Annotated in this window: 15 protein-coding genes; 10 read left to right on the forward strand and 5 right to left on the reverse strand. The window is 72.5% G+C overall.

Annotated elements, in window-relative coordinates; genetic code table 11:
- Positions 1-281 precede the first annotated feature (281 nt).
- From ACF08W_RS16455 to ACF08W_RS16465, 3 genes are all read left to right on the forward strand, one after another.
- Entirely contained in the window at positions 282-413 is a 132-nt protein-coding gene (locus ACF08W_RS16455; RefSeq protein ID WP_392279638.1) for a hypothetical protein, read from the forward strand.
- A 122-nt stretch (positions 414-535) separates the two neighbouring features.
- Positions 536-1,204 carry a macro domain-containing protein gene (locus ACF08W_RS16460; protein WP_385212412.1) on the forward strand — a complete coding sequence of 223 codons (669 nt, stop codon included), beginning with the start codon at positions 536-538 and terminating at the stop codon, positions 1,202-1,204.
- A gap of 124 nt (positions 1,205-1,328) precedes the next feature.
- The gene (locus ACF08W_RS16465) at positions 1,329-2,969 is read left to right on the forward strand and encodes an ADP-ribosyltransferase domain-containing protein (RefSeq protein WP_385212410.1); all 1,641 of its coding nucleotides are present in this window, start codon (positions 1,329-1,331) and stop codon (positions 2,967-2,969) included.
- Between the two features lie 151 nt (positions 2,970-3,120).
- On the opposite strand, the gene ACF08W_RS16470 is transcribed toward ACF08W_RS16465, so the two are convergent.
- Positions 3,121-3,729 carry a TetR/AcrR family transcriptional regulator gene (locus ACF08W_RS16470; RefSeq protein ID WP_392279639.1) on the reverse strand — a complete coding sequence of 203 codons (609 nt, stop codon included), beginning with the start codon at positions 3,727-3,729 and terminating at the stop codon, positions 3,121-3,123.
- Positions 3,730-3,829: 100 nt separating this feature from the next.
- Here ACF08W_RS16470 and ACF08W_RS16475 point away from each other — a divergent pair, with 100 nt between their 5' ends.
- Positions 3,830-4,756, forward strand: coding sequence for an NmrA family NAD(P)-binding protein (locus ACF08W_RS16475; protein WP_385212406.1), 927 nt, complete (start codon positions 3,830-3,832; stop codon positions 4,754-4,756).
- 136 nt (positions 4,757-4,892) lie between these two features.
- Here the strand turns inward: ACF08W_RS16475 and ACF08W_RS16480 are convergent, their stop codons facing one another.
- The gene (locus ACF08W_RS16480; protein WP_392279640.1) at positions 4,893-5,411 is read right to left on the reverse strand and encodes a CGNR zinc finger domain-containing protein; all 519 of its coding nucleotides are present in this window, start codon (positions 5,409-5,411) and stop codon (positions 4,893-4,895) included.
- A gap of 108 nt (positions 5,412-5,519) precedes the next feature.
- Here ACF08W_RS16480 and ACF08W_RS16485 point away from each other — a divergent pair, with 108 nt between their 5' ends.
- Both ACF08W_RS16485 and ACF08W_RS16490 read left to right on the forward strand, forming a co-directional pair.
- The gene (locus ACF08W_RS16485) at positions 5,520-6,383 is read left to right on the forward strand and encodes an alpha/beta fold hydrolase (RefSeq protein ID WP_392279641.1); all 864 of its coding nucleotides are present in this window, start codon (positions 5,520-5,522) and stop codon (positions 6,381-6,383) included.
- A 368-nt stretch (positions 6,384-6,751) separates the two neighbouring features.
- Positions 6,752-7,033 carry a substrate-binding domain-containing protein gene (locus ACF08W_RS16490; RefSeq protein WP_392279642.1) on the forward strand — a complete coding sequence of 94 codons (282 nt, stop codon included), beginning with the start codon at positions 6,752-6,754 and terminating at the stop codon, positions 7,031-7,033.
- Positions 7,034-7,054: 21 nt separating this feature from the next.
- On the opposite strand, the gene ACF08W_RS16495 is transcribed toward ACF08W_RS16490, so the two are convergent.
- Positions 7,055-8,689 carry an amidohydrolase gene (locus tag ACF08W_RS16495; protein ID WP_392279643.1) on the reverse strand — a complete coding sequence of 545 codons (1,635 nt, stop codon included), beginning with the start codon at positions 8,687-8,689 and terminating at the stop codon, positions 7,055-7,057.
- Between the two features lie 123 nt (positions 8,690-8,812).
- On the opposite strand from ACF08W_RS16495, the gene ACF08W_RS16500 reads away from it, so the two are divergent.
- On the forward strand, positions 8,813-9,529 hold the full coding sequence (locus tag ACF08W_RS16500; RefSeq protein WP_392279644.1) for a TetR/AcrR family transcriptional regulator: 717 nt from the start codon (positions 8,813-8,815) through the stop codon (positions 9,527-9,529).
- A 120-nt stretch (positions 9,530-9,649) separates the two neighbouring features.
- Here ACF08W_RS16500 and ACF08W_RS16505 read toward each other — a convergent pair whose 3' ends face one another.
- Entirely contained in the window at positions 9,650-11,047 is a 1,398-nt protein-coding gene (locus ACF08W_RS16505; RefSeq protein WP_392279714.1) for an MFS transporter, read from the reverse strand.
- 152 nt (positions 11,048-11,199) lie between these two features.
- Between ACF08W_RS16505 and ACF08W_RS16510 the strand changes: the two genes are divergently transcribed.
- The 3 genes from ACF08W_RS16510 to ACF08W_RS16520 all read left to right on the forward strand — a co-directional run bounded on the left by ACF08W_RS16510 (position 11,200) and on the right by ACF08W_RS16520 (position 15,801).
- Entirely contained in the window at positions 11,200-11,613 is a 414-nt protein-coding gene (locus ACF08W_RS16510) for a winged helix-turn-helix transcriptional regulator (RefSeq protein WP_385212394.1), read from the forward strand.
- A 351-nt stretch (positions 11,614-11,964) separates the two neighbouring features.
- Entirely contained in the window at positions 11,965-14,208 is a 2,244-nt protein-coding gene (locus ACF08W_RS16515) for a tetratricopeptide repeat protein (RefSeq protein WP_392279645.1), read from the forward strand.
- A 48-nt stretch (positions 14,209-14,256) separates the two neighbouring features.
- The gene (locus tag ACF08W_RS16520; RefSeq protein ID WP_392279646.1) at positions 14,257-15,801 is read left to right on the forward strand and encodes a phytoene desaturase family protein; all 1,545 of its coding nucleotides are present in this window, start codon (positions 14,257-14,259) and stop codon (positions 15,799-15,801) included.
- Positions 15,802-15,833: 32 nt separating this feature from the next.
- Here ACF08W_RS16520 and ACF08W_RS16525 read toward each other — a convergent pair whose 3' ends face one another.
- Entirely contained in the window at positions 15,834-16,808 is a 975-nt protein-coding gene (locus ACF08W_RS16525) for an acetylxylan esterase (RefSeq protein WP_392279647.1), read from the reverse strand.
- Between the last annotated feature and the right edge of the window lies 1 nt (position 16,809).

The following is a 16,809-nucleotide window of genomic DNA, read 5'->3' on the forward strand; positions in this document are numbered from 1 at the left end:
CTGGTCGAACAGCGAAGATCACGGCGTGGTGCGAGTGCGGCAGCGCGGCGGTGCGGGAGGTCAACCAGTTCGTCCTCCACGATGCGTTGTGGTGGGACTCGGAGTTCTTCTGCGGGTCCTGTGGGACCTACATGTGCGAACACGCCGGTCGGGGACGAGCGCCCGATGATGTCCGGGAGGCCCTGCTCGCAGCGCACGGACCTGTCAGGCTCCGGCTGGTCGGCCCGGCTCCCAGTCTGGTCCCTGCTCTGAAGGTCCTTCGGGAAGTCTCGGCGGTCTCGTTGTCGCGCGCTCGCGAGCTGGCCGGAGAACTGAGCCGCGACGGCCTGGTGGGGACCTCGGCGGAGATGGAGTTCCTCAAGGCGCGGCTGGAACTGAGAGGGCTCCACGCCGATCTCGACGGAAACCGGTGAGAGCCGTCGTCCGACGCCTCCTCCGGCTCCGACCAGGTCCGCGAACCCTGTGGAACGGCGTTGTCAGTGGCGCGCGATAGCTTCGGAGGTGTTCGGGATCACGGGGCAGGAAGGGTGAATTCGTGGGGTTCAGGCATGCGTTGAGCGTCGTCCTCGTCGACGTCAACGACGAGGTGGTGACGGCGTGGCGGTCCGCGTTCGCGGACACGCCGGAGGTCGAGATCAGGCGGGGCTCCCTTCTCGAGGTGGACGCCGACGCCTGGGTCTCGCCGACCAACGAGCGCGGCCGCATGGACGGTGGGGTCGACGCCGTCGTCAAGCGGTACCTCGGCGCGGGCATCCAGGTGCGGGTGCAGCGGGCGATCCGTGACCGGTTCGGCGGACGGCTGCCGGTCGGCAGCGCGGTGTGCGTCCCGTCCGGAGCGGACATACCCCGCTATCTGATCTCGACGCCGACCATGCGCCAGTCGTCGCAGAACATCAGCGCCACGATGAACGTGGCGCTGGCCTGCGCGGCGGCCTTCCAGGCGGTGCATCTGCAGAACCGGGCGAAGCCGGGCAGCATACGGTCGGTGGCACTCGTCGGGATGGGCGCGCAGACCGGGCAGGTGCCCGCGAAGGTGTGCGCCAACCTGATGTGGACGGGTTACACCCTCTTCCACGACCACGGTTTCGCGGACTACGACGAGCTGCGGGCAGCCGTGCTGGGCCAGCTCGACGACATCGAGGGAGCGGGGTCCGCGCGGCGGGTCCGGATCAACGTGCCACAGCGGCCCTCCTTTCGTCACTGACCCGAAGATCGCGACGAACGGTGCCGTCCAGGGGGCGGACACCGGCGACGGTCCCGCCGTATCCGTTCAGCACGCCGGGGTGCCGGCGAAAGCGCCCGAATCGAGTACTGGGAGTTCCACCCTCGTGAATGATGTCGACACGACGGCCGCGGGCGGCGCCGGGGCTCCGGCCGGGGACCCGCTGGGGCTGGCCGAGCTGTTCACCGGCGGCGGCGAGCCCTGGCTGCCGCTGCTCGCACCGGTGATCGAGGCGCAGCCGGGGGCCGCCGACCTCATCGGCCCGAAGCGCAGCCCGGAGGTCGTTCCGGTGCGTGAGCTGACGTTCCAGGCGTTGAAGCCGCACCCGCCGGAGAAGTGGAAGGTGGTCGTCTTCGGACAGAACCCCTACCCGAGGCCGGAGAGCGCGACCGGCATCGCGATGTTCGACAACACCTTCAACGACTGGAAGGACAGCCAGTTCGGCAGGGTCGTGAGCATCCGCTGCCTCATCAAGGCGGCCGCGATGTGGAAGTACGGCATCGCCAAGAAGACCCCGATCGCCGATGTCCGTGCCCTGCTGAAGAAGGAGGACACGGTTCAGCCGCCCGAGTGGTTCCAGGCGATGCTGACCCAGGGCGTGTTGCTGCTGAACGCGTCGCTCACGGCGAGCGCGGACGGGGCGATGGCGACCGATCGGCACACCGCGTTCTGGCGCCCCGTGGCCGAGCAGATCGTCGAGGAGATCCTCCGGGCCAAGGAGGCCGCGGCGGACGAGGACGACCGCGGCGTGGTGTTCGCCTGGTGGGGTGCGCACGCCCGCAGCCTGAAGAGAGTCGTCCAGCGGCTGGAGAAGAAGTATCCGGGCGTCGAGGTCCGCCACCTGGACCATGTCAATCCGGCCGCCCAGGGAGACCGGTTCTGCGAGGGCGACCACTTCGCCGAAGTGAACGACGCCTTGGGGGCGGTGGGGGCCGAGCCGGTGGACTGGCTGCCGCAGAAGGGCTGGGACCAGTCGACGGGCGGGGCCGATGGGCCGCAGAACGGTGGTGTGGCGGAGCGGATGGGGGCGTTCATCGCGTCCACGATGGAGTTGCATCAGCTCTATCTGGAGCGGCTCACCAGCGTCAAGGACGAGGGCCTCGTCCTGCCGCCCGTCACCGGTGTGTTCGACACGCCGCTGATGGACTTCCGGAAGGCCGTCGAGCCGGTCTCGCGGGTGCTCGGGCAGTTGGATCGGCACATCGAGCGGTCGATCGGCTTCGGGGAGACGAAGGCGGCCGAGGCGGCGTCCGACGGCACCCTGTCGGCCGACGAGATCTCGGCCCTCCACCTGTACACGTGCGAGTCTGGCTTCTACCGCGAGATCAACGCCGTGCTGCGCTCGTCGGACCGTGAACGCGTGGTGCCCTACCTGCCCTACCTGCGGTTGCTGTTCTCGGCGATGGAGGCGCTGCCCGCGCAGACGCGGCCGTTGTGGCGTGGGGTCGCGCTGGACCTGCGGTCCCAGTACCCACTGGGGCGGACGGTGACGTGGTGGGGCGTGTCGTCGTGCACGTCCGAGCTGGGGGTGGCCCGCGCGTTCCTGGGCGGGCGCGGCCGGCGGACGCTGTTCGAGGTGACGCCCGCGCGGGCGGTCGGGATCCGCCGGTTCTCCGCGTTCACGGGGGAGGAGGAGTACATCCTCGCGCCGGGGACACAGCTCAAGGTGACGGACGTCAAGGCCGAGCGCGGGGGACTGTGCACCGTGCGGCTGACCGAGCTGGAGGGGGCCGGCCTGGTGTCGTGACGGCTGTCGTTCGGCCGGACCGGTCCGGCCGAACGGCTCCCCCGGGTTCCTGGGGCGCCGCCCGCCCCCAGGCGGTACGGATCGCGAGGCGTGACGGCTTCTCCCGTACCCGCTCACGGTGCCCACGAAGAAGACCCAGGGTGCGTCGCGGCTACTCCGCCGCGCCCGTGCCCGTGCCCGTGCCAGTCCCCCTCGGCCCCGGGGTCTCCGGGCTCAGCCCCAGGGTCGTGAGCCGGAGCAGCCGTTGTGCCGAAGCGGTGGGGTCGGGGTGGTGCTCGGTGGCCATGGCGAGGCCGGCGGCCAGCGTGATCAGATCGGCGGCCGTGACGCCCGGGTCCACGGCGCCGTCCCGCACGGCATGGTCCAGCAGGAGGCCGGCCGCTTCCTGGAGCGTCGCCGAGCAGCTGTTGTCCTGCGGGGAGCCCTCGTAGGAGAGCAGGACTGCCAGCCCATGGGCGCGTACGCAGTAGGCGACGACCTCGCCGAGCCACTCCAACAGGGCGGCACGTGGCTCGAACCCGGGGTGATTCGTCAGTTCCCGGGCGTGCGTACGCAGTGCCTCGACCCGTTCCCGCGAGACCGCTTCCAGCAGTGCGCGGCGCGAGGGGAAGTGGCGGCGCACCGTGGCCGAACCGACGCCCGCCGTGCGGGCGATCCGCTCGAAGGACGCCTCGGCGCCGTGAGAGGCGATCTCCTCCTCCGCCACCGCGAGGAGACGCAGGTAGTTGCGCCGGGCGTCGGCGCGTTGTGGTGCGGGCATGACGTGGGCTCCGGAGGCTCTTGCACTAAACGGCGGGGGCCACCGTATTGTATCGGGTAAGAAACGGTGAACCTCGCCACTTCATGCCCCGGGAGTGCTCATGCCGAACCCGTTCGCAGCGCCCGTGCTCGTCGTCGGCGCCACCGGCAAGCAGGGAGGCGCCACGGCACGTGCCCTGCTGGGCTCCGGAATTCCGGTCCGTGCCCTGGTGCGCGACACGTCCACGGCGCGGGCGCGGGCCGTCCGGGAGTTGGGGGCCGAACTGGTCACCGGTGACCTCGGCGACCGTGCGTCCCTGGCCCGCGCCGCCGCGGGCGCCCGTGCGGTCTTCTCCGTGCAGATGCCCGCCCCGACCCAGGACGGCTTCGACTTCGACGGTGAGGTGGCCCAGGCGGCCAACCTCGTCGAGGCCGCGCTGGAGGCCGGTGTGCCGCAGTTCGTCCACACCTCCGTGACGGGGGCCGGGCAGCACACCGCGATCCCCGGCTGGGCCGAGGGCCGCTGGGCGTCCGTGGAGGGCACTCTGGGCGCCAAGGCGGCGATCCAGGACCGGGTCCGCGCGGCGGGTTTCCCGTACTGGACCCTCCTCAAGCCCGGCTTCTTCATGGAGAACTTCCTCCCCTCCAGCGCCTTTCTCTTCCCTCGCGGCGTCGGCGGCGGCCTGGTCAGCGTCCTGAAGCCCGAAACCCGCCTGTCCCTGGTCGCCGTCGACGACATCGGGGCCGCTGCGGCGGCGGCCGTCGCCGACCGGGACACGTTCAACGGGGTCGAACTGGAACTGGCGAGCGACTATCTGTCGATGAAGCGGATCGCCGAGGTCCTCTCCCGGGTCCTGGGTACGCGCCTGGCCGCGCCCGACATGACCGAGGCGCAGGCCCGCGCCGCCGGAATGCCGGGGTCGGGCGCCAGTCACGAATTCCTCAACGTGGCCGGTCAGCCCGGTCGCCCCCGGTACGCACGCGAACTCGGCATCCCGCTCACCACCTTCGAGACCTGGGCCCGTACGCATCTGAGCCCCACCGCGTAGGGCCGGGGGATACCTTCCTGCGGGACCGGGTGCGGTGCGCGCCCGCGCCTCGTCGGGTGCGGCCGCCGCCGCGCAGTGCGGCCGCACCCGCCGGAGCCTCTGGATCGCGCGGGGCGGCCCGTCGCCGTGGAGGGTTCTACCGTCGCGGGTGCGACCTCTGGAACCGCGCGGACTTGGCGCGGTTGCCGCAGACCTCCATCGAGCACCAGCGTCGGGAGCCGTTCTTGCTGACGTCGTAGAACCACAGGACGCACGCGGGGTTCGCGCAGTGGCGGACGCGCTCGGCCCGTTCGGCGAGCAGGCGGACCAGGTCGGCGGCGGCGGTCCAGGCGGGCAGCCATGCCGGGTCGTCCGTGACGGTGGCGACCCGAGGCGCCCCGTCGTGCAGTCCGGGCCGGTGGAAGCCGTGGGCCAGGACATCGTTGAGCGGGGCGTCGTCCCCGTCCTCCAGTGCGGCGCGCAGCGCGGACCGGGCCCGCAGCAACGCCTCGCGGACGGCGGTGGTGTCGGCGTCGATGTCCGCCATGTCGTGGTCGTCGAGCCAGCTTTCCAGGCCGTCGGGCTCGTCGAACTGGTCGAAGGTGTGGCCCTGATCCACCCAGACGGAGTTGACCAGATCCAGGGCCAGGGGCTCGCCGATGAGGGGGCGTGTCATGCACCCAGTCTACCCAACCGGTAAAGATGGCTTGACTGGTTAGTCGTGACCGTTCTACGCTTGCACTGCAGTCAACCGGCTAAACGAATTTAGATGGTTGGAGTCATCATGGACGCAGTGCGCCACCACACCGTACGGATCGACGGACTCGACATCTTCTACCGCGAGGCGGGCGATCCGGACGCGCCCACACTCGTCCTGCTGCACGGCTTCCCGACCTCCTCGGCGGTCTACCGTGACCTGCTGACCGACCTGGCCGACGAGTTCCATCTGATCGCCCCGGACTACCCCGGCTTCGGCCTCAGCTCCGCACCGCCCGCCGACGCGTGGGACTACACCTTCGACCATCTGGCGGACACGGTGGACGCCCTGCTGGAGCAGTTGGGTGTCACCCGGTACGCGCTCCACGTCCACGACTACGGGGCACCCGTCGGATTCCGCCTGGCGCTGCGCCACCCCGAGCGGATCACCGGCATCGTCACCCAGAACGGCAACGCCTACGAGGACGGCCTCACGCCGTTCTGGAAGCCGCTCCGCGACTACTGGGCCGACCGGTCCACCGAGAACCGTGAGGCGCTGCGCGGCATGCTCACCGCCGAGGCCACCCGCTGGCAGTACACCCACGGCGTCCCGGACACCGCGCTGGTGGACCCGTCGCAGGCGCTGCACGACCAGGCGCTGCTGGACCGGCCCGGCAACCAGGAGATCCAGCTCGACCTGTTCCTGGACTACGGCACCAACCCGCCGCGCTACGCCGCATGGCAGCACTACCTGCGGACGCACCGGCCGCCGCTGCTGGCGGTCTGGGGCCGGGGCGACGAGATCTTCGGCCCGGACGGCGCCCGCGCGTTCGCCCGCGACCTGCCCGATGCCCGGATCCATCTGCTCGACGCGGGCCACTTCCCGTTCCTGACCCGGCGGGCGCGGAGCGTGGCGCTGATCCGCGACTTCCTGCGCGGTCTGCCCGACTGACGGTGAGGAGGTGACGTCGTGACGCTGCGGGTGGGTCCGGCGACCCGACGGACTGACGTCTCGACTGCCCTGCTGGGGATCTGTCGGCTCGTCGGACGTCACCACGCACACGGCTGGACGGGCGTTTGTGACCTCGTGGGAGCTTGTTCCGGAAGCCCCGTGACCACGCTCGCACGGCACGCTGGTCGCGGCAGGGGTGGCGGGCACGGCTGCGACCGCGCTCGAACGCGGCTGCGCGGTGGTGCTGCTGCCCGCCGGGTCGCCCCGGCCTTGAGCCGGGCAACCCGGGCAACGGGCCCGGGGCCGCGGCCGTCGAAGTGACCCTCGACGACACACGGGGCGACGGGCGGGGGCCCCGGCGCCCTGTCGTGGTCGCCGAGGCGCGCCCGCCCCTCCTCCTGGAGGCGGCTCGCCGACGCGGCCGCCGGGTCCCGGACGACCTCCTCCTGGTCTGCGTGAGCGAGGACTCCACCACAGAGCACACCGGGCCTGCGATCATCATGCTCGGCCTGCGGGCCAGGGGCGTCGCCCGGGCCCGTGCCGAACTCCTCTTGCCTGTAATGGAGTTGAGGGAATCGGCACCTGCCATACGGTTGGTTCCGACCCGGCCGGAAGTGCGGGAGTCCTCGCGGCTGCCGCCGCCCGGCTGAACGCTTACGCGTGCGGCCGGCTCACACCGCGTGAACGAGCCGGCCGCCCACGTACGTGCGCTCCACCCGCGCCTGCGCGATCTCCTCGGCGGGCCCGGTGAAGATGTCCCGGTCGATGACCACCAGATCGGCGAGGTGCCCGGCGCGCAGGCTGCCCGCGTCGTCCAGGCCGTTCACATGGGCGCTGCCCGCGGTGTAGGCGGCGACCGCGGTCTGGAGGTCGAGCCGCTGCTCGGGCAGGAAGACCCGCTCGTCGGCGGTGCCGGGCTCCTTCCGGTTCACCGCCACATGGATGCCTTCGAGCGGTGCCGGGCTGCTCACCGGCCAGTCGCTGCCCGCGGCCAGGGTCGCCCCGGCCCGCACCAGATCGCCGAACGGGTACTGCCAGGCGGCGCGCTCGGGCCCGAGGAACGGGATGGTCAGCTCGTCCATCTGCGCCTCGTGGGCAGCCCACAGCGGCTGGATGTTGGCGATCGCGCCGAGCCGGGCGAAGCGGGGCAGGTCCTCGGGGTGGACCACCTGGAGATGGGCCAGGTGGTGGCGGTTGCCACGACGGCCGTTGGCGTCGAGCGCCGCCTCCACGGCGTCGAGCGCCTCCCGCACCGCGCGGTCGCCCAGCGCGTGGAAGTGCACCTGGAAGTCGAGCGCGTCCAGCTCCGTGACGTACCCCCGCAACGCGCCGGGCTCCACGAAGCTGAGGCCGCTGTTGGCGGTCGCGCAGCCGCAGCCGTCGAGGTACGGGGCGGTCATCGCGGCGGTGAAGTTCTCCGCGATCCCGTCCTGCATGATCTTCACCGAGCCCGCCCGGAACCGCCCGTGGCACAGCCGTTCGCGCCGGGCGACCAGCTCTTCGATCTGCTCCGCGCCCCGCCCCCGGTCCCACCACAGCGCACCGTTCACCCGGGCGGTGAGCGACCCCTCGCGGGCCGCCGTCAGATACGTGTCCGAGGGGTCGGGCTTGTCGCCGAGCACTCCGAGCAGCGCGTCCTGCCAGCCCGTGATGCCGAGGGAGTGCAGCAGCCGCTGCGCGCGCAGCAGCCCCTCCAGCCGCTCCCGCGCGGTGCCCGGCGGCACCAGCCGGGCCACCAGGGCGACCGCGCCTTCCTGGAGCATCCCGTTCGGCGTGCCGTCCGGTTCCCGCTCGATGCGCCCGTCCGCCGGATCGGGGGTGTCCGCGGTGATCCCGGCGAGTTCGAGCGCGCGGCTGTTGGCCCAGGCACCGTGGTGGTCCCGGTTGGACAACAGCACCGGGCGGTCCGGGACGACCCCGTCCAGCAGCTGCCGGGTGGGCATCCCGCCCTCGAAGCTCTCCAGGGACCAGCCGCCCCCGGTGATCCACTCGCGTCCGGGGTGGGCCTTCGCGTACGCCCCGACCCGCTCCAGGTACTCGGCCGCCCCGACCGTCCCGGTCAGATCGCACTCGGCCATCTCGACGCCGCCGCTCACGGCGTGGACATGGGCGTCCTGGAACCCCGGGAGCAGAAGCTTGCCGGTCAGGTCCACGACGTCGGTGCCGGGACCGATGAGATCGCGCACCTCGTCGTGGCCGACGGCGGTGATCCGGTCGCCGGTGACGGCGAGCGAGGAGGCCCGGCTGCGGGCCGGGTCCGCGGTGAAGACGGGGCCGCGGGTGAAGACCAGGTCGGCTGCGGTCATGGGCTGCTCCAGAACGGACGGGACGGCGCTCGGCACACGGCGGCACGCGTCGGGGAAAGCGGTCGGCGCCATCGAATAGGAGGGACGGTTCACACGTCAATGGTGTTGACGTAGGGTCTGCCCATGGCAGACCGGGTGGTTCCCGAAGGCCGGCGGCAACGCCGCAGGCCCACCAAGCAGGGGGCGCTGCTCTCCGAGGAGCTGATCGTCCGGACCGCGCTCCACCTGATCGGGCAGCGCGGCGCCGAGGCGCTCTCCGTACGCAGGCTCGGCGCCGCCCTCGGCGCCGACCCCAGCGCCCTGTACCGCTACTTCCGCAACACCGACGACCTTCTGCTCGCCGTCGCCGACGAGCTGATCGGCCGCGCCCAGCAGGGCCTGGCCCTGACCGGCTGCTGGCGGACCGACCTGCGCGCCATCGGTCTGCGCGTCCACGAGTCGTACCGGGCCAACCCCCAGGCCGCGGTCCTCGCGGCGCACCGCACGACCGGCCGTCCGCACGAGATGCGCGCGGTCGAGACGATCCTCGGCGTCCTGCGGGAGGCGGGCTTCCCGGACGGGCTCGCGGTCCGGATCTACCACGCCTTCGTCGACCAGGCCCTGGCCTTCGCGGCCCAGGACGCCGCGGCCCTCGCCCTGCCGCCCGCCGCCCGGGCGGCCGACGCCGAGGTCTGGCAGGAGGCGTACGGGAGGCTGCCCGCCGACACCCACCCGCACATCGCCGCGACCTTCCCGCTGCTCGCCGCCGACATGCGGGTCAGCGGCTACCCCTTCGCCCTGGAGCTGATGCTCGACGCCGTGGCGGCGCTCAGGCCCGCGACGGCGGCCGAGGACGGTTGATCGTGCACGCCGACGAGGACGGTCGGCCCGGCGGCCGTGGCCGGGCGTCGGCGGCCCGGCTTCCCGGGAGGACGGCACCTTCGTGGGGCAGTGCACAACGGGTGGCGTCGCCTTCCCCGCTCAGCGGGCGGCGTTCTCGGCCGCCGAGACCTCCCCGACCGTCCTCGGACGGCGCGCGGGGACGGGGGATCGCAGCAGGGTGGCGGCGAGGAGGAGCGAGACCGCGACCAGGCACGCGCCGATGCGGAAGGCCAGCCGGTAGCCGTCCGTGAGCGCCGGGGCGGGGCTTGTCCCGCCGCCCAGCAGGGCATCCGTGCGCGCGTTGGCGAGGGTGCTGAGGACGGCGAGCCCGAAGGCGGAGCCGATCTGCTGCATGGTGTTGACCATGCCGGAGGTGATCCCCGAGTCCTGGGGCGTGGCCGCCGACATCGCGAGTGTGGCCAACGCCGGCATCGCGAGGCCGAAGCCGACGCCGAGCGGCAGCAGCGCGGGCAGGACGTCCACGGCATAGCTCCCGCCCACCGGTACGCGGCCGAGTGCGGCGAGACCGGCCGCGATCAGCGCGAGCCCCGGAAGGAGTACGGCACGGGAGCCGAAGCGCGCGATCAGCCGGGGCGAGAGGGCGAGGGACAGCGCGCCGATCGCGACCGAGACCGGGAAGATGCCGAGGCCGGTGCGCATCTCGTCGAAGTGGAGCACCTTCTGCAGGTAGAGGACGCACAGGAACTGGAAGCTGAACATCCCGGCGACCATGAGGGCCTGGATACCCATCGCGCCCGCGACGTCGCGTGAGCGGAACACACGAAGCGGCAACAGCGGATGGGACGCCTTCGCCTGGCGGACGACGAACGCCAGGAGCAGCGCGAGCGCCACGGCGCCGCGGCTCAGCGTGTGCGCGGACGCCCAGCCGCGGTCGGCGGTCTCGACGATGGTGTAGACACCGAGCATCAGCGCGGAGGTGACCAGGAGCGCGCCCAGGACATCGGTGCCCCTGCCGAGGCCGACGCCCTGCTCGGGAGCGAGCACGCGCCAGGCCGCCAGCACGGCCACGGCTCCGATCGGGACATTGACGAAGAAGATCCAGTGCCAGCCGATGGTCTGCGTCAGGGCTCCGCCGACGAGGAGGCCCAGCGAGCCGCCGGCGGACTGGACGAAGCTGTAGACGCCGATGGCCCTGGCCCGCTCCCTCGGTTGCGGGAACAGGGTCACGACCATGCCGAGGGTGACGGCGGAGGTCACCGCGCCCCCGATGCCCTGGACGAACCGGGAGGCGAGCAGCGTCGCCGGGTCCTGGGACACCCCGCACAGCAGCGAGGCCGCCGTGAAGACACCCAGGCCGGCGATGAAGACGCGCTTGCGCCCGACGAGGTCGCCGAGCCTTCCGGCGAGCAGCAGCAGGCCGCCGAAGGGGACCAGATAGGCGTTGACCACCCAGGCCAGGCTGGAGGGGGAGAACCCGAGGCCGTGCTGGATGGACGGCAGCGCCACGCTCACGATGGTCCCGTCGAGAATGACCATCAACTGTCCGGCGCAGAGCACGACCAGTGCCGACCAGCGCGACCGCGGCGCTGATGAGTTGGTCCTTCGCATGCGAACTCCTCCCATGGGGCACGACTTGTTACAGCGGTCATCTTCTGTAACCATGCCGTGCGGTGGAAGGAGGCACTTTCATGTCACACCGTCACACCGATGTGTCCGAGCAGGTCAACAACGAGGCGTGCCCGCTCACCGAGGTCCTCGACCACGTCGCGGGCAAGTGGAGCATCGGTATCCTCGTCGCCGCCGCACACGGACCCGTCCGGTTCACCGAGCTGGAACGCACCATCACCGGTATCAGCCGACGCATGCTCACCCTGAACCTGCGCAAGCTGGAACGGGACGGCCTGCTCATCCGCACCGTCTACCCCACCGTTCCGCCCAAGGTGGAATACAGCCTCACGCCCATGGCTCACGAACTCCACGCATCCCTGACCGGGCTCGTCGGCTGGGCGGAGCGCCACCGGGCCGACATCACCGCGGCCCGCGCCACCTACGACGCCGCCGCATCGAATCCCGACGCCCCCACAGGAACGGGCAGGCGTTGAACCATCGCCCACCGGCGGACGGCAATCGGACACCGGGCCACCCGGTCGACCGGCCCTCCGCGGTACGTGCCACGAACGCGTAGGGGTACGAACGCCTCCCGGAACCGGTCGCCGCATGGCCGGCTCGAGGCCGACGAGAGGCGGAGCGGTCCCTCCCGGCGCCTCGGCGGCGGGGATTGTCGGTGCCCGCACGTATCCTGCGCGTACGTACGGCGTCGAGCGGGAGGTACCGACATGAGCGACACGAATCCGGTGCGCGGCACCGCTGCGCCGCGATGCGGTGTCCCCGCCATACTGGACGGGCCGGGGAGGGCGTGGGTACGGGCGTAGCGACGGGGGCGACAGCAGGCGATGGCGGACACCAGGCTGATCCAGAGCCGGTACCGGCTGCTCGAACGGATCGGGCGCGGCGGCATGGGCGAGGTGTGGCGTGCTCAGGACGAGTCGCTGGGTCGTCATGTCGCCGTCAAATGCCTCAAGCCGATGGGGCCCCAGCACGACCAGGCGTTCACCCGGGTCCTGCGCGAGCGCTTCCGCCGCGAGGCCCGGGTCGCGGCCTCGCTCCAGCACCGCGGCGTCACCGTCGTCCACGACTTCGGCGAGCACGAGGGCGTCCTCTATCTGGTGATGGAGCTGCTGGACGGCCGCAACCTCAGCCAGCTCCTGGACGAGAACAAGCAGAGCCCCCTGCCGGTCGACGACGTCGTCGACATCGCCGAGCAGGTCGCCGACGCCCTCGGCTACACCCACCAGCAGGGCATCGTCCACCGCGACCTCAAGCCCGCCAACATCATGCGGTTGACCGACGGCACGGTGAAGATCTGCGACTTCGGCATCGCCCGGCTCGGCCATGACATCGGCTTCACCTCCCGCCTCACCGGCACCGGCATCGCCATGGGCACCCCGCACTACATGTCGCCCGAGCAGATCAGCGGCGGTCAGGTCGACCACCGCAGCGACCTGTACTCACTGGGCTGTGTCCTCTACGAGATCGCCACCGGCGCACCCCCGTTCGATCTCGACGACTCCTGGGCCGTCCTGGTCGGACACCGCGACACCCAGCCCCGCCCGCTCCGCACCCACCGGGCCGAACTGCCCGGCTTCTTCGACCGGGTGGTGCTGGAGCTCCTGGCCAAGACCCCCGACGAGCGGCCCGTGGACGCGGGCGACCTGCGTCACCGGATCGCCGTCGGCCGTACCGGCGGGCAGCCGTATCTGCCGCCCACCGGTCAGGTGCCGCTCGCGCCGCCGGCCCTCGTCATGCCTTCCGCGCGGCAACTGCCCGGCTGGGCCGGTTCCATGACCGGCGGGCGCCCGGCCGTCGGCCTCCGCCCCGCAGCCGTGACCGGTCATTTCACCGGGCTGACCGGCCAATGGACCACCGGTGCGGGACCGCGCACCCCCGCCGACGGCCTCCCGCCGGTCCGCGCCGGGCGCCCGACGCCCTCGCCGGAGCTGCTCTCCGTCCTCGCCAGCCGGCACAGCGCGGGGCTCAACCTGGGCCGCCTCGGCCACTGGGAGGAGGCCGGCGAGGTGCACCGGGCGGTCGCCGCCGAGCGCGAGCACGCCCTGGGCCCCGACCACCCCGACACCCTCGCCAGCCGGTACGAGATCGGCTTCTCCCTCAGCCGCACCGGGCGCGCCGCCGACGCCCTGCGCGAGTTCGACCGCGTGGCCGGGGCCCGCGAGCGCGTACTCGGCCCCGACCACCCCGACACCCTCGCCGCCCGGCAGGAGAGCGCGTACGTGCTGGGCCGCCTCGGCCGGCACTTCGAGGCCCATCAGGTGTACGCGGAGGTGCTCGCGTCCCGGGAGCGGACGATGGGCCCCGACCACCCGGACACCCTGCGCTGCCGCCACAACCTCGCCTTCAACATGGGCCGGCTGGGCCGCCTGGAGGACTCGTACCGGATGGCCAGGGAGGTGGTGGCGGCCCGTACCCGGCTGCTCGGCGCCGACCACCCCGACACGCTGGTGACGCTCTACGAAGTGGCGTACACCCTGGGCAGGCTGGGGCGCTGGCCGGAGGCGCTCCAGGCGTACCGGGAGGTCGCCCGGGCCCGGGCCAGATCGCTCGGCGCCGACCACCCCGACACCCTCGCCGCCCGCTACGAGGTCGGGATCGGCCTCGGCCGGCTGGGCCGCAGCGAGGAGGCGCTGGAGCTGTACCGCTCCCTGGTGGCGGACCGGACCAGGGTCGCCGGGCCCGAGGACCCCGAGACGCTCCGCGCCCGGCACGGCGTCGGCGTCAACCTCGGACGGCTGGCCCGCTGGGAGGAGGCGCTCGCCGAAGCACGGGAGGTGTGCGCGATCCGCGAACGCGTCCTGGGCGCCGACCATCCCGACACCCTGGTCAGCCACCGCGAGGTCGCCGTCGGTCTCGGCTGGCTCGGCCGCTGGTCCGAGGCGCTCACCGCCTACCGGACGGTCGCGGGGGCCCGCGAACGGAGCCTGGGGGCCGGCCACCCCGACGCCCTGGCCGCCCGCAACGACGAGGCGCACTGCCTGGAGCAGCTCGGCCGCGGCCCGGAGGCCGTCGAGCTGTACCGCCAGGTCGCGGCCGCCCGCCGCGACCGGCAACTGTCCCCCGGATGATCCGCCCCGCCCCTGGCCGGGGGCGAACGCGCCGTGCTACCAAGGGCCATGCCCGCACCCGACAGCTATGACGCAGTGATCGTGGGCGGTGGCCACAACGGACTGGTCGCCGCCGCCTACCTCGCCCGTGCCGGACAGTCGGTCCTGGTCCTGGAACGCCTCGCCACCACCGGCGGGGCGGCCGTCTCGACCCGCCCCTTCGCCGGTACGGACGCGCGCCTCTCGCGCTACTCGTACCTGGTCTCGCTGCTCCCGTCGAAGATCGTCCGCGATCTCGGGCTGGACTTCGCGGTGCGGAAGCGGACCGTCTCCTCCTACACCCCCACCGTGCGCGGCGGCCGGGCCACCGGTCTGCTCGTCGGCGCCGGCCGCACCCGGGAGTCCTTCGCCGCGCTCACCGGCTCCGACCGGGAGTACACGGCGTGGCAGCGCTTCTACGGCATGACGCGGCAGGTCGCCGAACGGGTCTTCCCGACTCTCACCGAACCCCTGCCGGAGCGGGCCGCCCTGCGCGACCGGATCGGCGACCCGGAAGCCTGGCGGACCCTCTTCGAGGAGCCCCTCGGCGTCGCGGTCGAGCGGAACTTCACCGACGACCTGGTCCGCGGCGTCGTCCTCACCGACGCACTGATCGGCACCTTCGCCGACGCCCACGACCCTTCGCTGATCCAGAACCGCTGCTTCCTCTACCACGTGATCGGCGGCTCCACCGGCGACTGGGACGTCCCCGTCGGCGGCATGGGCGCGCTCACCGACGCCCTCGCCCGCGCCGCCCGCGAGGCCGGGGCGGAGATCCGCGTCCGCCACGAGGCGGTCCGGATCGAGACCGACGGGCGGCGGGCCGAGATCACCGTCCGCTCGGCCGGGGGCGAGCAGGTCGTCGCGGCCCGCACCGTGCTCGTCAACGCCTCGCCGCAGGCGCTCGCCGGGCTCCTGGGCGAGGAGCCGCCCGCCCCCGCCGAAGGCGCCCAGCTCAAGGTGAACATGCTGCTCACCCGGTTGCCCCGGCTGAAGGACCGTTCCGTCGACCCGCGCGAGGCGTTCGCCGGAACGTTCCACATCGCCGAGGGCTACGGACAGCTCGCCGACGCCTACCGGGACGCCGCCGCAGGACGGCTGCCCGCCGCCCCGCCGTCCGAGATCTACTGCCACTCGCTGACCGACCCGTCGATCCTCGGCCCCGACCTGGCGGCCCGCGGCTACCAGACCCTCACCCTGTTCGGCCTGCACACCCCCGCCCGGCTCTTCGCCGCCGACAACGCCGCGACCCGCGCCGAACTGCTGGCGGCCACGCTCGCCCAGCTCGACGCGCACCTGGACGAACCGGTCACCGACTGCCTGGCCCGCGACGCGAACGGAGAGCCGTGCATCGAGGCGAAGACCCCGCTCGACCTCGAACGGGAACTGCGGCTGCCCGGCGGCCACATCTTCCACCGGGACCTCGCGTTCCCGTACGCCACCGGATCGACCGGCCGGTGGGGGGTGGAGACACCGCACGCCAACGTGCTGCTCTGCGGGGCCGGTGCGGTGCGCGGCGGCGGGGTCAGCGGGGTCCCCGGCCACAACGCCGCGATGGCGGCGCTGGGCCGGTGACCCTTACTGCACCTAGGCTTTGAAGACAGGGCCTACCGGCCGAACACGCCGCGCAGCGCGGCCAGCTTGCGCGGCAGGTCGTACTCCGCGCCGCCCTCGTGCCCGTTGTACGGGAACACCTCGATCCGGGCCGGACCGGCGTAGCGGTGGTACGCGGCGAACACCGTGGACGAGGGGCAGATCCGGTCCATCAGACCGACCGAGAACCAGGCCGGGGCGGTTGCCCGCGCCGCGAAGTTGACCCCGTCGAAGTAGGACAGGGTCGTCATGGCCTCGTCGACCCGGAAGCGGTGCCCGGAGAGCCAGCGGGCGATCTCCGCGTACGGCCCGGCGTCCGTGATCTGCGAGGCGCGCCGGTAGTGGCAGAGGAACGGGACGTCGGCGACGGCGGCCGCGACGTCGTCGCGCAGACCGGCCACGGCCAGCGCGAGCCCGCCGCCCTGGCTGCCGCCGAGCACCGCCACCCGCGCGGCGTCCACCGCCCCGTGGGCCCGTACGGCGTCCACCGCCCGCACCGCGTCGGTGATCAGCCGCCGGTAGTAGTGGCGGTGCGGGTCCTCGATGCCCTGGGTGAGGAAGCCGGGGGAGGCGGAGCCGTGCCCGTCCGGGGCGAAGTCGGGGGTGTCCGCGGTGTTCTTGCCGCCACCGCCCTGCCCCCGGTTGTCCATCACCAGATGGGCGTAGCCCAGCGAGCTCCACACCGGCCAGGAGTACGGGATGCCCCGGCCGCCGTTGTAACCGATGTACTGCACCACGGCGGGCAGTGGACCGGAGCGTTCCTTCGGCAGCAGCAGCCACGCCTTCACCGGCTGCCCGCCCCAGCCCCGGAACGCCACGTCGAACACGTCGAGGGTCGCGAACCCGGTGTCGTACGGGACGAACGCGGCGTCCAGGTCGTGGCGGGCCGTCTCGGCGAGGGTCTTCTCCCAGAACGCGTCGAAGTCGGCCGGTTCCTCCGGCTCGGGCCGGTAGTCGCGCAGCCGGTCCAGCGACAGGTCGAACAGCAAG

Source organism: Streptomyces sp. NPDC015144, from assembly GCF_043079735.1.
In the GTDB taxonomy this organism is placed as follows: Bacteria; Actinomycetota; Actinomycetes; order Streptomycetales; family Streptomycetaceae; genus Streptomyces.

Coding starts and splice junctions, on each gene's coding strand:
- ACF08W_RS16520 (WP_392279646.1), top strand. CDS start 14,257: ATGCCCGCACCCGACAGCTATGACGCAGTGATCGTGGGCGGTGGCCAC.
- ACF08W_RS16500 (WP_392279644.1), top strand. CDS start 8,813: ATGGCAGACCGGGTGGTTCCCGAAGGCCGGCGGCAACGCCGCAGGCCC.
- ACF08W_RS16505 (WP_392279714.1), bottom strand. CDS start 11,047: ATGGTCATTCTCGACGGGACCATCGTGAGCGTGGCGCTGCCGTCCATC.
- ACF08W_RS16485 (WP_392279641.1), top strand. CDS start 5,520: ATGGACGCAGTGCGCCACCACACCGTACGGATCGACGGACTCGACATC.
- ACF08W_RS16515 (WP_392279645.1), top strand. CDS start 11,965: ATGGCGGACACCAGGCTGATCCAGAGCCGGTACCGGCTGCTCGAACGG.
- ACF08W_RS16510 (WP_385212394.1), top strand. CDS start 11,200: ATGTCACACCGTCACACCGATGTGTCCGAGCAGGTCAACAACGAGGCG.
- ACF08W_RS16470 (WP_392279639.1), bottom strand. CDS start 3,729: ATGCCCGCACCACAACGCGCCGACGCCCGGCGCAACTACCTGCGTCTC.
- ACF08W_RS16495 (WP_392279643.1), bottom strand. CDS start 8,689: ATGACCGCAGCCGACCTGGTCTTCACCCGCGGCCCCGTCTTCACCGCG.
- ACF08W_RS16475 (WP_385212406.1), top strand. CDS start 3,830: ATGCCGAACCCGTTCGCAGCGCCCGTGCTCGTCGTCGGCGCCACCGGC.
- ACF08W_RS16480 (WP_392279640.1), bottom strand. CDS start 5,411: ATGACACGCCCCCTCATCGGCGAGCCCCTGGCCCTGGATCTGGTCAAC.